We start from the raw sequence: 12,980 nt of genomic DNA, 5'->3' as shown, positions 1-12,980 counted from the left end.
AACTGTTTTTGATAAACCCTTCCATCATTAAAAATAGAGGAGAAAATGAATTTGAAAAAGGATTTAACTATTGATATTTTAAGCAGCGTGCAAAAGCCTGCACGTTACACCGGTGGCGAGTTCGCCAGCATTGTTAAGCCTGCTGAAGAAGTAGAGGCAACTATTGCTCTGGCCTTCCCAGATGTATACGAAGTAGGTATGAGCTATCTTGGCTTTAAAATTTTATACCACCTGCTGAATAAGGAAGACGGAATTGCCGCAGAACGTGTTTACGCGCCTTGGATTGACCTGGAGGCGAAGATGCGTGAGCGTGAAATTGTGCTTTGCACTCTGGAAACCAAAAAGGCTTTGAGGGAATGTGATATTGTAGGTTTTACTTTGCAATACGAGCTTTCCTATACTAATATCTTAAATATGCTTGATTTGGGTGGCGTACCGCTGCTGGCTAAGGATCGTACTGATGCAGACCCCTTTGTTATTGTAGGCGGCCCCTGTGTGTACAACACTGAGCCTTTGGCTGATTTCTTCGATTTTGCTGTTATCGGTGAAGGTGAAGAGGTTTTGATTGAGGTAATGCGTTGCTACAAGGAGTGGAAGCGTAAAGGCAAACCCGGCGGCAGACAAGAATTTCTGCAGCGTGTGGTAAAAATCAAGGGCATTTATGTACCTTCCTTCTATGAAGCAGAATATAATGAGGACGGCACCTTTAAGGCAATTAAGCCGCTGCGTGAGGATATTCCTGCTGTTATCCAAAAGCGTGTTATAGAGGATATGAATAGCGTAGATTTCCCGACATCTCCGATTGTTCCTTTCGGTGAAATCGTTCATGACCGCATCATGCTGGAGGTTTTCCGTGGCTGCAGCCGTGGCTGCCGTTTCTGCCACGCAGGTATGGTTTACCGCCCAGTGCGTGAGCGCAAGCCGGAGGTGCTGATGGACCTGTCGCGTAAGCTGGTAGATAACACAGGCTATAACGAAATCAGCCTGGTATCCCTTTCCAGCGCCGATTATTCCTGCCTGGCTCCGCTGGTACATAAGATGATTGGCGAGTTTAAGGATGAACGCGTCAGCGTTTCTCTGCCTTCTCTGCGTATCGACAGCTTCTGTGTTGCCATCGCTAAGGAAGTACAGGCAGTGCGCAAGAGCGGTCTGACCTTTGCTCCGGAAGCAGGCAGCCAAAAGATGCGTGATGTTATCAACAAGGGCGTAACGGAAGAGGATTTGATGAATGCTGTCGGTGCAGCCTTTGAATCCGGCTGGAACAGCGTTAAGCTGTACTTTATGATCGGCCTGCCCTATGAAACAGATGAGGACGTACTGGCGATTGCTGATTTGGCGCGCAAGGTACAGTATAAATATTTCCAGATTACCGGTAAGCGCGGCTGCAAGGTTACCGTAAGTGCTTCTTCCTTCGTACCTAAGCCGTACACTGCTTTCCAATGGTTTGCGCAGAATGATTTGGAAGAAATTCGCCGTAAGCAGTTCCTGCTGAAGGATGAAATCAAAAAATATAAGAATATCACCTTAAACTATCATGATGCCAAAACCGGTACGATTGAGGCTGTTTTTGCCCGCGGCGACCGCCGTGTAGGCAAAGCGCTGTTGCTGGCTTGGCAGAAGGGCGCGCGTTTTGACGGCTGGAGCGATTGCTTCTCCTACGAGCGTTGGCTGGAGGCTATCAGCGACGCCGGTCTGGATAAAGACTTTTACGCTGCACGCGAGCGCGGTGAGAACGAAGCTTTCCCGTGGGAGCATATCTCTCCGGGTGTCAGCCGCCGCTTCCTGTGGAACGAATGGCGTAAGGCTTATGCTCAGCAGCTTACACACGACTGCCGTCGCGCAAGCTGTACCGGCTGTGGCGTTTGCCAGGCATTGGGCGTAAAAATTGTTGATTATAAAGAAGCATATCAAAACAATGGGGAGGTACAGGCATAATGAAACTGCGTATGCAAATTACCAAGGATAAGGACATCCGCTTTATCTCCCATCTGGAATATGTGCGCACCATCGGCCGTGCTATCCGCCGTGCCAAGCTGCCTGCTGCTTATTCCGAAGGCTTTAATCCGCATTTGAAATTCAGTTTGGCTTCTGCGCTGGGCGTAGGTGTAGTAAGCTATACAGAGTTTGTGGAAATCGAGCTTGCCGAGCCGATGGAAGTAGAAAAGGCTGCGTTGGCTCTTGATGCTGCTTTGCCGCGCGGTATCCGCGTACTGGCTGCCGATGCTGTTGATACGCATCACGCTGCCCTGATGAGTCAGGCGGCAGGTGCAAGCTATCGCGTAACGCTGCCCTATAGCGGTGATGTGAGCGCTGCTGTTGTGGAGTTCAATTCTGCACCGGAACTGCTGTTCAAAAAAGCTGCACCCAAGACAAAGGCTAAGTTTAAGAAAATTGACGTTAAGTTTTACATTCCGCAGCTTACTGCAGAAAAGACCGAGACAGAAACAATTTTCAGCTTTGACTGCAAGATTACGCCGACCGGCAGCATGAAGGCAGTAGATTTGCTGAATGCACTGAATGAGCAGTATGGACTGGAGCTACCGGTAGAAATGGCTGATATCGAGCGGCTCAGACTGTACCGTAATAATAAAAACGGCAAACCTATTCCAATGCTGAACAGTGATGCCGTAACCTTAGGCTGATTTTAGCTTAAGGCTGTAAAAATAAAAAAGAGCAAAGTCTGCTCAGTGCTTTGCTGATTAGAAAACCCCATGGCGTCTGCCACGGGGTTTTTGTGTGCCTTAGATATACTATTTTATCTGCAGCTCCAGCTTGTAAATATACTTATCGGTATCACCTGTCAGCCAGTAATCACACAACGATGTTACATAAAGCGGTGATATCGGTGTAAGCTGATGCTCCTTGCAATATTCTGCCAGCATTTGCAGATACTTTTTATTGTTGAACATGTAGACGCCTTGAAAATACAGCGTCAGATAATCGCCTGCAGGCTTTTGATAACAATGCGGTGTAGGGAGCTTGTCATGAAGCGTATAAAAATAATGCTTCAGATGCTTGCTTTCAAAATCCTGCAAAATTTCCGTATCGTAAATATAACCAAAGCCGTTGGTTGTTAAGGTAATATCGTTCTGCAGATTGCTAAACATTTGGGCAATATGCGTAGAACGCTTTTTAAAGCATTCATTTTCTTCGGTAGCATTGCTCAGATAAAGATAATGTGCCTGCTCATGGACAAGCATAATTTTATCCAGAGTAATGTCCGCAATATGGTCGAGCTTGCCTAATTCGCTCTGCAGCTTTTTTTTCATAGTCTGCAGACGGGCAATTTCCTGCGTGAAGAAATCTATGCGCTCATTAAATAAATCACGATAGTTTTGCGGCGAGCGGTTGCCAAGATAATCTTTGATGCGCGCAATCGGCACATCAAGTTGGCGTAGCGTAAGAATCAGCTGCAGTAAAAACAGTTGGCTGCGCTTGTAATAGCGGTAACCGTTTTCATCAACAAGCTCAGGAGAAATCAATCCCAGCTTATCGTAATAAAGCAAAGTCTTGCGGGGAATTTTGCAAAGCTGTGATAATTCACCGGTCGTAAAGTAATTTTGTATATTTTTTGACATTTTTAGCATTTCCCCCTTGACTGTCTAGCTGCTATACACAGTATTATAACATATAAAAGAGAAAATGCATATTAAGACTCAATCCAAATAATTTCAGGTGCTTAATATGTACTTCGTTGATGTTTTTTGTGATGAGTGAATGGAGGTATATCTGTGAAAAAATTGGCTAGTAAAGGTTTATTGATGAGCGCATTGATTTGCGGCAACGTATTCTTAGGGAATACTGCGGCATTTGCCGAAGATGTGCAGGAGTATGCTCTGGATGAAATGGTCGTAACGGCTACAAGAACCATGAAGCAGATTCAGGAGGTTCCGTCCAGTGTCAGTGTAGTAACGGCAAAAGATATCGAGGAGCGTAACATTACATCCGTTCCGGAAGCTTTACAGACCTTACCTGGTGTCTATAAAAGTCAAGCAATTCAAGGCGGTATTCAGCTTAGAGGCTTTGGTTCGGGTGATATTCTTGTATTAGTAGATGGTTTACAGATGAACTATCCTTTCAACAGTAATGTGGACTGGGAGATGATACCGGTAGAAAACATTGAGCGTATTGAAGTTGTGCGTGGTGCTGGTTCTTCTCTGTATGGCGGACATGCTGTTGGCGGTGTAGTAAATATTATTACAAAGGATGCCAAGAAGAAAGGCTTGAATGCTAACATAGTTTTGAATTATGGTAGCAATAATACTTGGAAAAAGGCTCTTTATGCTGATGTAAAAGCCAATGAAAAAGTTTCTTTCGGCGTTGGCTATGAAAATCGTAAATCGGATGGATGGGGAAATTATTATCAGACAAAAGCTGCTAGCAAAGGCAGTGGGACAATTGTTCCTGATAATAAACCGCCACAATTAAGCAATGGTAAATACATTGTTGCTACACGCGGCGATAGAAAATATGAGAGCGAAACCTATAGTGCAAATGTAAAGTATAATTTTGATGCGGAACGTTCCTTGAAATATACTTTTGCCAATACTACGAGTACTTATTATTATCCGAGTCCTAAGAGTTATATTTATAAAGACGGTAAGCCTGTATGGAGCGGTAAAGTTGATTTAGGAAATGGAACTTATGTATCTCCTAGTCTAGTAACTTCCTTAGGCTATGATGGTGAGAAAGAGTACAACAAACACACTTTAGCATATAATGATGATAAAAATAAAATAAATGCTAATTTCAGTTTGCTTGATATGAAAAAATCCGGATATAGTAGTGCTAGTGGCACTGCTAAAGAGGTTCCTTGGTATGGAGCAGGCAGTGATTCTTCATATCCTGGAAAAACCTATGTATTCGATTTCCAAAAGGCTTGGGAAAATATTGGCAAACACGATATTTTAATTGGTGGTGATTTTAAACAAGAGGAGTTTACCCAGCATAGAAAATATCTGAAAAACTATCATGATCATAATTCCGTAGATACAAGTAAGGGAAAGAATGGCTTATTCCAAGTAAACACCGGTAAAGCACAGAATATAGCTTTATTTGTTCAAGATGAATATAAATTTAATGAACCTTGGACTATGTATCTTGGATTACGCTATGACCATTATAAGAAGTACAATGGTAGCACAACAAGCTATAACCTTGATGGCAGTTTAGATGCAAATAATTCCAGCAAGCATGGTGAAGGCTCATACAATGAATTGAGCCCTAAAATTGCTTTTGATTTTAAAGCTGATGATAATACTAATTATTATGTATCTTATGGTCATTCATTTAATCCTCCTCCGTTTAGTCAAATTTTCCGTTATGAGCAGAACGTACATGCCAATCCGGATCTTGATCCTGAAACATCTGATACCTTTGAGATTGGTATGAAGAAAAAAATCTCTGATAAGACCAATATGGGTATCTCCATGTATAAGGTGAAAACTGATGATAAGATAGTATATACTTATCATTATAAACCCGGCACTAAAGTAGTAGATTATAAGTCTTATGAAAACTATGGTACTGAAAAGCGTCGCGGAGTAGAGTTTAGTCTTGAACATAAACTTACTGAAGAATTATCTGGATATCTTAATTATTCTTGGCAGCATGGCAAAGTAGAAAGAACAGCAGTAGCTAATACAAACCTTGGTAGTGTTAATTCTACTGATTATGGTATTCCGAAGCATTTATTACACGCTGGATTGAATTACAAAAAAGATAAACTTGGCGTAAATCTTGACTGTCAATATGTGAGTGCTCGTCAAGCACCGGATGATGAAACTGGTGAATATGGTTCTGAAGATCCGTACTTTATCGTAAATATGGGCTTCAATTATGAAATTGCAAAAAATGCTGTATTACAATTTACGGTAGATAATGTATTTGACAGAGAGTTCTATGCAAGTGAACCTACTTCTGGTCGTGTTTATAGTGTTGGCCTGCGCTACAGCTTCTAATTACTTGCTTAACGGTTTTCAATAGCTTAAAATAGGGATAGGGTGTTTGAATTACCCTATCCCTATTTGTTATCGAGGTGATTGCCTATGTTATATAACCTTAAACGTTTAACCGGTTACGCTCTTGGCTTTGTACTGTTTTATGCGCCGGTGGCGCTCTTCCAACGCTGCCTGTTTTATCTGCTTTACGGCAGCTGGCAGCCGCAAAGTATTCACGGCCTTTGCTTTCGTATACCGATAGAGCATGTGTTGGACGGAATAATCTGGCGACTGACACCCATCAGCATGCTTAGCACCCTGCTGCTTTTGGCAGCAGCGTTCTTCCTGGGGCCTGTTTTTTGCGGCAGGCTGTGTCCTGCAGGAGCGTTTACCGAATATCTTTCGAAGCTGGTGCCGTCCAAATTTCAAATCAGTTGGCACCGTTATACAGAAATTGCCCCCATCCGTTATGGAATGCTGGCAGGCTTTTGCCTAGTACCTTTCTTCGGTGGCATTCTGGCTTGCTCCTATTGCAACTTCTTTTTGTTTGATTTATTGGCTAACTATTATACACGAGGTTATTTTATTTCGTTAACTTCAAGCCTTTTGCTGACAGCAATTATGTGGGTGCTTGTCTTTGGTATCTTCACTAAAGGCGGACGCGGCTTCTGCAATTTTTTGTGTCCTGTAGGAGCAGCACAGGGACTGATGCATGCCTTAGGCTGCAAGCTGCCGTTTGTACTGCGCATGCGTGTAGATAAAAATCAATGCATAGGCTGTGGTTTGTGCGAAAAGAAGTGCCCGATGGAATCCGCGGAGCTTGCGGATGGCAAAGCGCAGATTAACCAGCATAACTGCATCTGCTGCGGTGTATGTCAGCATGCTTGCCCGGTGCAGGCTATTAGCTACGGGAGGAAACGCGTATGAAAAGTAAGCTGATAAATTTTATTGCGGCGATGGGAATTCCTGTAAGCGGCATTACCACGCAAGGGGCAGGTTGTACAGGGATTTGCGGCAGCTGCAGCTTGAACTGCGCGCCGGGAATTGTTGCTTTACTGCTTTTGGCAGGCAAGGCAATTTACAAACGTTATCATGGCGGGGTGGTGCAGCATGAATAAGAAAATGTTGAAGCGTGTACTGGCCTTTGTGCTGATGGCGGCTGTAATGGTAGGCCTGGTGTTTTTCCGCGGTGAAAATAATTACGACAAGCACTATTTCCGTGCTAAGCTGGCACGGGGGCAGGAGGTGCATTGCCGGATAGACCTGGGTAAGGAGGGCGAGCTGAAATATCTGCTGCAGCCCAATATCTATACCTTATATTTACGCCTGCTGCCGGAGGATAAGCAAGCGCAGCTGCGCTGCGAGGGCGAGGGCCTGCAGTTGCTGCTGTCGCGCAGCAGCAAAAAGGGTTTGTGGCGCAAGCTGCAGCCTGATGAGATGATAAAGCAGTACAAGGGACAGATGTCAGTGAGTGCGGAGCTTTATTTTTCACCGGAGCAGCTGAAGCAGCGCCATGTGCAGCAGGGAAAAATCAAGTTTTATGATGCACAGGGCTTGTATGGAACTGTTGTTGTTGACGTAATCAATTCGCGGGTGAAAAGAGATTAATATGTTTTTTAAGCTGTGGGCAGAAGTTCTGCCTGCAGTTTTTTTGTTTTAAATACAATAAAGATGTATTCTTAAATTTTCTTGCAATCAATTAAGAATGGTGCTAGAATAGCAGATGAAAAAAGTAGTTAAATGATATATATAATTAATTGCTTTGAAGACTATTGTCTTGGAGCGCAAAAGCAGTTATGATAGCTGCTGATGTCAAAAGGAGGCTTATATTATGGCTGAAGAGTTTAAGAAAAATCAACAAGAAGTGAAAAACGAGATTCGTAAAGGAATAGTTGAGCGTCTGCTCGGCAGCAAGCTGCATACAGAAAATGCAGAAATGCCGATAAGGTCAAGCTTCGTGAATTATAACATGGATGATTACGGTATTATAGATGCACATTATCAAGCCTTAAAAGAAGAAGTTTTACATGAGCTGGGAGCGTATCTTTTACACAATAAAAGCACTAATGAGAATGATGAAATGCCTATCAGAGCAAGCTATGTTAATCACACACCTGCAGATACCCGTATTCTCGATGGTCATTACCAAAAGCTGAAGGATGAAATCTGCCATGAAATTGCTCAACAGGTTGTCGGTGACAAGGTTGCTGTCGAAAAGGATGCTATGGCAATTCGTGCAAGCTATCTGCATGAGTTGCAGGAGCAGGGAAGCCTGAATGAAGCTATTGCCAAACGCCTGCTGGCTAAAGGCATGAGCGTGGCTGATGTTGCTGAGGCTATGCAGATGCCTGATGAAAGTGTTGCTAAGCTGCAGAAAAAATAGGAAAAAATTACAGAATGCACCAATTTACGATTAAGTCGCTTAATGTTATAATATAAGCAACTTATGAGTAGAGTTGGTGCGTTTTTATGTTTATAGGGCGAAAAAAGGAACTTGCTACATTAGAAAAACTTTATAATAGTAATGAATTGAAATGTGTGTGCCTGACTGGCAATGCCGGTATTGGCAAAACAGCGTTACTGCAAGAATTTGCCAGACGCAAGCATAAAGCATATTTTTGCGTACGCGCAAGTACCAATAATGCCAATAAGGCAGCTTTTTACACGGAGCTGTCCGCACAAGGCATTGTTCAATGCAACAGTGGCTGTTGGCAGGATATACTTAAGTTAATTTATAAAAAGGCTAAGGGAGAAAAGATAGTATTACTGATAGATGATGTGCAGGAACTGGAAAACAGTTTTAGTGAGCTATTACCTGAAATAATTGCATGCTTGCACTCTGAGGTAGAGAAATTAAGACTTTTGCTGGTATTTAGCGGAAGAGAATGTGACTATGTCTTGCATTTATTAGGAAAAAGTAAATTGCCACTATCTCAAATATTTTTGCAGTCATTAAATTATGAAGATGTTCTGCCTTGTTTAATTCCGTTTAGCAATGAAGAAAAAGTGTTGCTTTATGGAGTAACCGGAGGAAAACCAGGCTATTTGCAGCTTATAGATAGCACACTAAGCTTTAAAGATAACCTGTATAATTTATTCTTTAGTCCCACAGCTTCATTACTGCATGTTGCAGAGCAGATTTTAGTATTGAATTTTCGTCAGCCGCATATTTATCATGCAATATTATGTTCAGTTGCTTGTGGCGCAATACATATGAAGGAGATAGCAGAGGCTGTTGGTATGCCTAATAATAAGACTTCGAAGTATGTTGGCGTATTGGTAGAAAAAGGTTTACTGAAAAAGCTTGTACCGCTTGTAGAAGCAAAGCTTGGTAAGCAGCAAAAAACGACGTGTTATATATTATCTGATTCTATGCTTACTTTTTGGTATCGCTTTGTTTATCCATTTTTAAGCAGTATAGCTATGGGATGTGGAAACTATTTATTACGTACGAAGGTACTGCCGTTTTTAGATGATTACGCAAAGGTGCTTTTTTTAGAAATATGTCGACAGTATTGTTTTACGTTACGTGAACGTGGTGATTTTCATAAATTTATGCAATTTGGTTATCTTTGGCCAAAAGATAATTGTGCAGCAGAACAAATTCGCTTGATTGCTTATGATAAAAATAGTGCTGGCTTTATGCAATGCGTATGGGAAAAAAGTAAGGTTGATGTTCCGTTAATAAAACAGCTACAAGGAGAATATGCGGACAAAACAGGCCGTAGTAATTATTATATTGTTTTTTCAAGACGCGGCTTTACTGATAGAGCTTTAGGATATGCAGCGCGGACTAAGGAAGTCAGATTGGTATCGTTGTTTTACTTTAAATAAATCTAAACGTAAGTAGAATAGAGTGAGAATTTATTTAGACCACTTGCTCTATTCTACTTATGAGTTGAGTAATGAAAACGGCTTAAAATAATGCTTTAAGCCGTTTTTTCTTTTCGAAAAAAAGAGTCCAAGAATTTGCTGTTAATCATTGCACTTTAAAGCAAGTAATTATATAATCTTTATCGTAATGATTTGCATTAGTTTTTTGGGTATGATTTAGTAAAGGAGCGAGTAAACTATGATGAAAAGAATGATTCCCCTAAATTTGTTACTTGGATTAAGTATATTGGCAACTGGAAATGCTGCAGCACAAACAGAAGCTTTGCAGGAATACAGCTTGCCTGGCATGAATGTTACTGCTTTGGGTTACGAAAAATCTAATTTGGAAACACCTGCTGATGTAACTGTTTATTCTGGCGAGGAATTGAAGAAGACAGGCGCAAGCGATGTAGCTAACGCACTGAAGTATACTGCTGGCGTATATTTTACTCAGATGGGACCGCATGACCAAAGCTTTATTACCGGTAACAGCACCTTGAGTCTGCGCGGCATTAAAGGCGGGACTTTGGTTTTGATTAATGGTGTACCTGCAAGTTTTAATAATGTAAGCCATTTGGATATGTTGAATTTGGAAGCTGTAGAAAAGGTAGAAGTAGTTAAAGGTGGCGGCGCTGTGCTTTATGGCAGTGAAGCATATGGCGGCGTAATCAATGTAATAACTAAATCTGAATATAAAAACAGCCTTCATATTGCTGCTGGCAACAAGGGACAACGTAATTATAGTGCGACAATTGGCGCAGGTAAGTTAGGTATTACTTTGGGTCGAAATGAAATGGGCGAAACAGGTATTTTATCTCAAAAGCAAGGAACAAAGAAAATCAATGGTGTAAGCGTGCCTTATTATACAGGCTTCGGTGATAGTAAGAAGGATCACATTGGTGTATGCTATAAGTTTGATGATAAATTAAGCTTAAATTACATGTTTGACAAGAAAAAATATACTATCGATTATCTTGGTGCTGATAATAGCAAATTGCAGCATTTTGATTATGATGATCGTGAGCATTTTGCGCAACTGCATTTTAATGACCAAAATGGTTTTGATGCTACGGCGTACTATAATGAGCGTATTATCCGCAATCCGGATTATTATATTGTAAGACCTGATAATCTGGAATGGGAGCGTAGTGACCATAAAAACTATGGCGCTGATTTAAAGAAGGTTTGGCAAAATGATAAAGAAAAGGTTTTGCTTGGCTTTAATACAAAACGCGAGCTTTATGTAGATGAAAATCAAAAATTTGCTTCGTTTGGCAATAGCAGCAGTGCGCTTAAACCTTATGCGCGCTTTGGCAGTTATAGCTTAAATGGTTATTCCTTCTATGGACAATATGACCGTAAGCTGAGTGATGCAACTGATGTTGTTTTAAGTATGCGTGAAGACTTAATCCGTTCTGATGCGGGTAATTATAATGCATTCTTACCGCAATTGCAGATTTTAACAAAGCTTGATAAGGAAAATTCACTTTATGCAAATGCCGGACGTTCTTTTAGAATGCCTACATTCCGCCAACTGTATTATTCTAGTGGCGTAATATTGCAAAACCCGGATTTAAAACCGGAATATGGCTGGAATTACGAAGCAGGCTATAAGCATGATAATGGTAAAGAACAGTTTAAGGCTGCAGTTTTCCATATTGACTTAGATGATCAGATTACAAGCAGAAAGGTTAATGGTCTTTCTCAGTCCTATAATGCTGCCAAATATAAAAATACTGGTATAGAATTAAGCTACACCAATCAGCTTGATGAAAATCTTACTTGGACTGTTGGCGGTATTTATAGCAAGCCGCAAAACAAAACCACAAATACAGCACCTTGGAAGGATGTATTGGGCAAGTATCAGGTGATGACATCAATTGATTATCAGCACGATAAGACTAATGCATCTTTGAATCTGAGCTATATGGGTGGTCGTGTAAACAACAGCAAGCAAACAGATGTGAAGCCGATTCTGCTTTCTAATCTGCATGTCGGCCATGAGGTTTTTGCTAACGCAACATTGACACTGGATATCAATAATATCTTTAATCGTAGAGATTTGACTGATCCAGATGGTTTGTATTATACACAAGGAAGAACATTCCTGGTAGGATTGAATTATAATTTCTAAGCCTATGAAGAAATTATTCTGGTGCTTTTGTTTGTTGCTATTCTGCTTGGGATGCGTAGCTTGCGGACCTCAGCAAGATAAAAGTAGCGACCGGCAAAATATTAGTGTAAACAATTATAATTTTTTTGGAGATGAACAGAAGGTTATATTTAAACAAGTACCACAACGTATTTTAGTGTGCGGTAATAGCGGAGTTGAAACCTTAGTGGCTTTGGGTGCTGGTGATAAAATTACAGCAGCTGTTCTGACGGAAGCTGAAGATAAAGGACGTCTGCAAGCTCTTTTGCCAAATACTAGAATTTATACGCAGCCTCTGCAGCTGGAGGCTGCTGTAGCACTACAACCGGATTTTATTCTTGGGTGGCGCAGGTATTTTGCAGATAATCAATTAGGTGATACGTCAAGCTGGATAGCTAATGGAATACCAGCATACATTCAGGATGCATCAGGACCTGTACCGGCGAAGGGAAGATTTCCTGCCTGTACCATTGCCAGTGAGAAAAGGTTTATCAGCAATATGGGACTTGCACTAGGAAAGCAGCAACAGGCGCAGGATATAATCCAACGGATTGATGCAGAATTGCAGGCTGTTGAGAAAATACCGGCACAAAAGGTTTTGTTTGTAGAATTTCTCAATGGCAATATAGAAGTCTTTGGTAATGATCTTTTATGTGGAGATATAATTCGTCATTATGGTTGTTCGTTAGTGAGTTACAGTGCTCCCTTCATCAGTCAGGAAGAAATGATGGAAATGCAGGTTGCTAAAATCTTTATTGTTTATCATGGTGGGGAACAGCAGAAGCAAGCAGCGCTAGCACAACTGCATAATCCCCTGTATAAGCATTTACCGGCAGTAGCAAGTGGTCAGGTTTATCCTATAGCTTATAAGCAGATAGTAGCTCCAGGCAGTGATTTGTTAGGAACGTTGAAGTATATTAAGCAATGCTTACTTGCCAACCCTCCTCAATAATGATAAAATCAAATGAACAGCAAGGCTTACAATGCCTGCAAGTTATTTTTTGGAGGAATATATT

The 12,980-nt window shown here is 41.4% G+C and carries 11 protein-coding genes; 10 read left to right on the top strand and 1 reads right to left on the bottom strand.

Annotated elements, in window-relative coordinates:
• Positions 1-45 precede the first annotated feature (45 nt).
• Both Q7Q81_RS09530 and Q7Q81_RS09525 read left to right on the top strand, forming a co-directional pair.
• Positions 46-1,935, top strand: coding sequence for a TIGR03960 family B12-binding radical SAM protein (locus tag Q7Q81_RS09530; RefSeq protein ID WP_304275665.1), 1,890 nt, complete (start codon positions 46-48; stop codon positions 1,933-1,935).
• Entirely contained in the window at positions 1,935-2,642 is a 708-nt protein-coding gene (locus tag Q7Q81_RS09525) for a TIGR03936 family radical SAM-associated protein (protein ID WP_304275662.1), read from the top strand. The genes Q7Q81_RS09530 and Q7Q81_RS09525 overlap by 1 nt, the downstream gene beginning before the upstream one ends.
• Before the next feature lie 108 nt (positions 2,643-2,750).
• Here Q7Q81_RS09525 and Q7Q81_RS09520 read toward each other — a convergent pair whose 3' ends face one another.
• Positions 2,751-3,578: a MerR family transcriptional regulator gene (locus Q7Q81_RS09520; RefSeq protein WP_304275659.1), complete on the bottom strand. Its 828-nt coding sequence runs from the start codon at positions 3,576-3,578 to the stop codon at positions 2,751-2,753.
• 153 nt (positions 3,579-3,731) lie between these two features.
• Between Q7Q81_RS09520 and Q7Q81_RS09515 the strand changes: the two genes are divergently transcribed.
• The 8 genes from Q7Q81_RS09515 (at position 3,732) to Q7Q81_RS09480 (ending at position 12,916) form a co-directional block, all read left to right on the top strand.
• Complete coding sequence (locus Q7Q81_RS09515) at positions 3,732-5,960, top strand: TonB-dependent receptor (RefSeq protein WP_304275657.1); 2,229 nt, start codon at positions 3,732-3,734, stop codon at positions 5,958-5,960.
• A gap of 87 nt (positions 5,961-6,047) precedes the next feature.
• Complete coding sequence (locus tag Q7Q81_RS09510; protein WP_304275654.1) at positions 6,048-6,866, top strand: 4Fe-4S binding protein; 819 nt, start codon at positions 6,048-6,050, stop codon at positions 6,864-6,866.
• Complete coding sequence (locus Q7Q81_RS09505; protein WP_304077767.1) at positions 6,863-7,057, top strand: hypothetical protein; 195 nt, start codon at positions 6,863-6,865, stop codon at positions 7,055-7,057. The genes Q7Q81_RS09510 and Q7Q81_RS09505 overlap by 4 nt, the downstream gene beginning before the upstream one ends.
• The gene (locus tag Q7Q81_RS09500) at positions 7,050-7,547 is read left to right on the top strand and encodes a hypothetical protein (RefSeq protein ID WP_304275651.1); all 498 of its coding nucleotides are present in this window, start codon (positions 7,050-7,052) and stop codon (positions 7,545-7,547) included. Before Q7Q81_RS09505 ends, Q7Q81_RS09500 begins: the two co-directional genes overlap by 8 nt.
• A gap of 223 nt (positions 7,548-7,770) precedes the next feature.
• Complete coding sequence (locus tag Q7Q81_RS09495; protein WP_304275649.1) at positions 7,771-8,322, top strand: hypothetical protein; 552 nt, start codon at positions 7,771-7,773, stop codon at positions 8,320-8,322.
• 86 nt (positions 8,323-8,408) lie between these two features.
• Positions 8,409-9,773 carry an ATP-binding protein gene (locus tag Q7Q81_RS09490; RefSeq protein ID WP_304275647.1) on the top strand — a complete coding sequence of 455 codons (1,365 nt, stop codon included), beginning with the start codon at positions 8,409-8,411 and terminating at the stop codon, positions 9,771-9,773.
• A 238-nt stretch (positions 9,774-10,011) separates the two neighbouring features.
• Entirely contained in the window at positions 10,012-11,946 is a 1,935-nt protein-coding gene (locus Q7Q81_RS09485) for a TonB-dependent receptor plug domain-containing protein (RefSeq protein WP_304275645.1), read from the top strand.
• Between the two features lie 4 nt (positions 11,947-11,950).
• Positions 11,951-12,916 (top strand): ABC transporter substrate-binding protein, encoded by a 966-nt coding sequence (locus Q7Q81_RS09480; RefSeq protein ID WP_304275641.1) that lies wholly within the window; start codon positions 11,951-11,953, stop codon positions 12,914-12,916.
• Positions 12,917-12,980: the final 64 nt, after the last annotated feature.

This window comes from Phascolarctobacterium succinatutens (assembly GCF_958453765.1).
Classification (GTDB): Bacteria; Bacillota; Negativicutes; order Acidaminococcales; family Acidaminococcaceae; genus Phascolarctobacterium_A; species Phascolarctobacterium_A succinatutens_B.
Note: the sequence above shows the minus strand (reverse complement) of the source record. Positions and strands in the feature narration are given on the sequence as shown.

Excerpts from the sequence above, each read along its gene's own strand:
- Q7Q81_RS09530 (WP_304275665.1), top strand. The coding sequence starts at position 46 with ATGAATTTGAAAAAGGATTTAACTATTGATATTTTAAGCAGCGTGCAA.
- Q7Q81_RS09525 (WP_304275662.1), top strand. The coding sequence starts at position 1,935 with ATGAAACTGCGTATGCAAATTACCAAGGATAAGGACATCCGCTTTATC.
- Q7Q81_RS09520 (WP_304275659.1), bottom strand. The coding sequence starts at position 3,578 with ATGTCAAAAAATATACAAAATTACTTTACGACCGGTGAATTATCACAG.
- Q7Q81_RS09510 (WP_304275654.1), top strand. The coding sequence starts at position 6,048 with ATGTTATATAACCTTAAACGTTTAACCGGTTACGCTCTTGGCTTTGTA.
- Q7Q81_RS09505 (WP_304077767.1), top strand. The coding sequence starts at position 6,863 with ATGAAAAGTAAGCTGATAAATTTTATTGCGGCGATGGGAATTCCTGTA.
- Q7Q81_RS09500 (WP_304275651.1), top strand. The coding sequence starts at position 7,050 with ATGAATAAGAAAATGTTGAAGCGTGTACTGGCCTTTGTGCTGATGGCG.
- Q7Q81_RS09495 (WP_304275649.1), top strand. The coding sequence starts at position 7,771 with ATGGCTGAAGAGTTTAAGAAAAATCAACAAGAAGTGAAAAACGAGATT.
- Q7Q81_RS09490 (WP_304275647.1), top strand. The coding sequence starts at position 8,409 with ATGTTTATAGGGCGAAAAAAGGAACTTGCTACATTAGAAAAACTTTAT.
- Q7Q81_RS09485 (WP_304275645.1), top strand. The coding sequence starts at position 10,012 with ATGATGAAAAGAATGATTCCCCTAAATTTGTTACTTGGATTAAGTATA.
- Q7Q81_RS09480 (WP_304275641.1), top strand. The coding sequence starts at position 11,951 with ATGAAGAAATTATTCTGGTGCTTTTGTTTGTTGCTATTCTGCTTGGGA.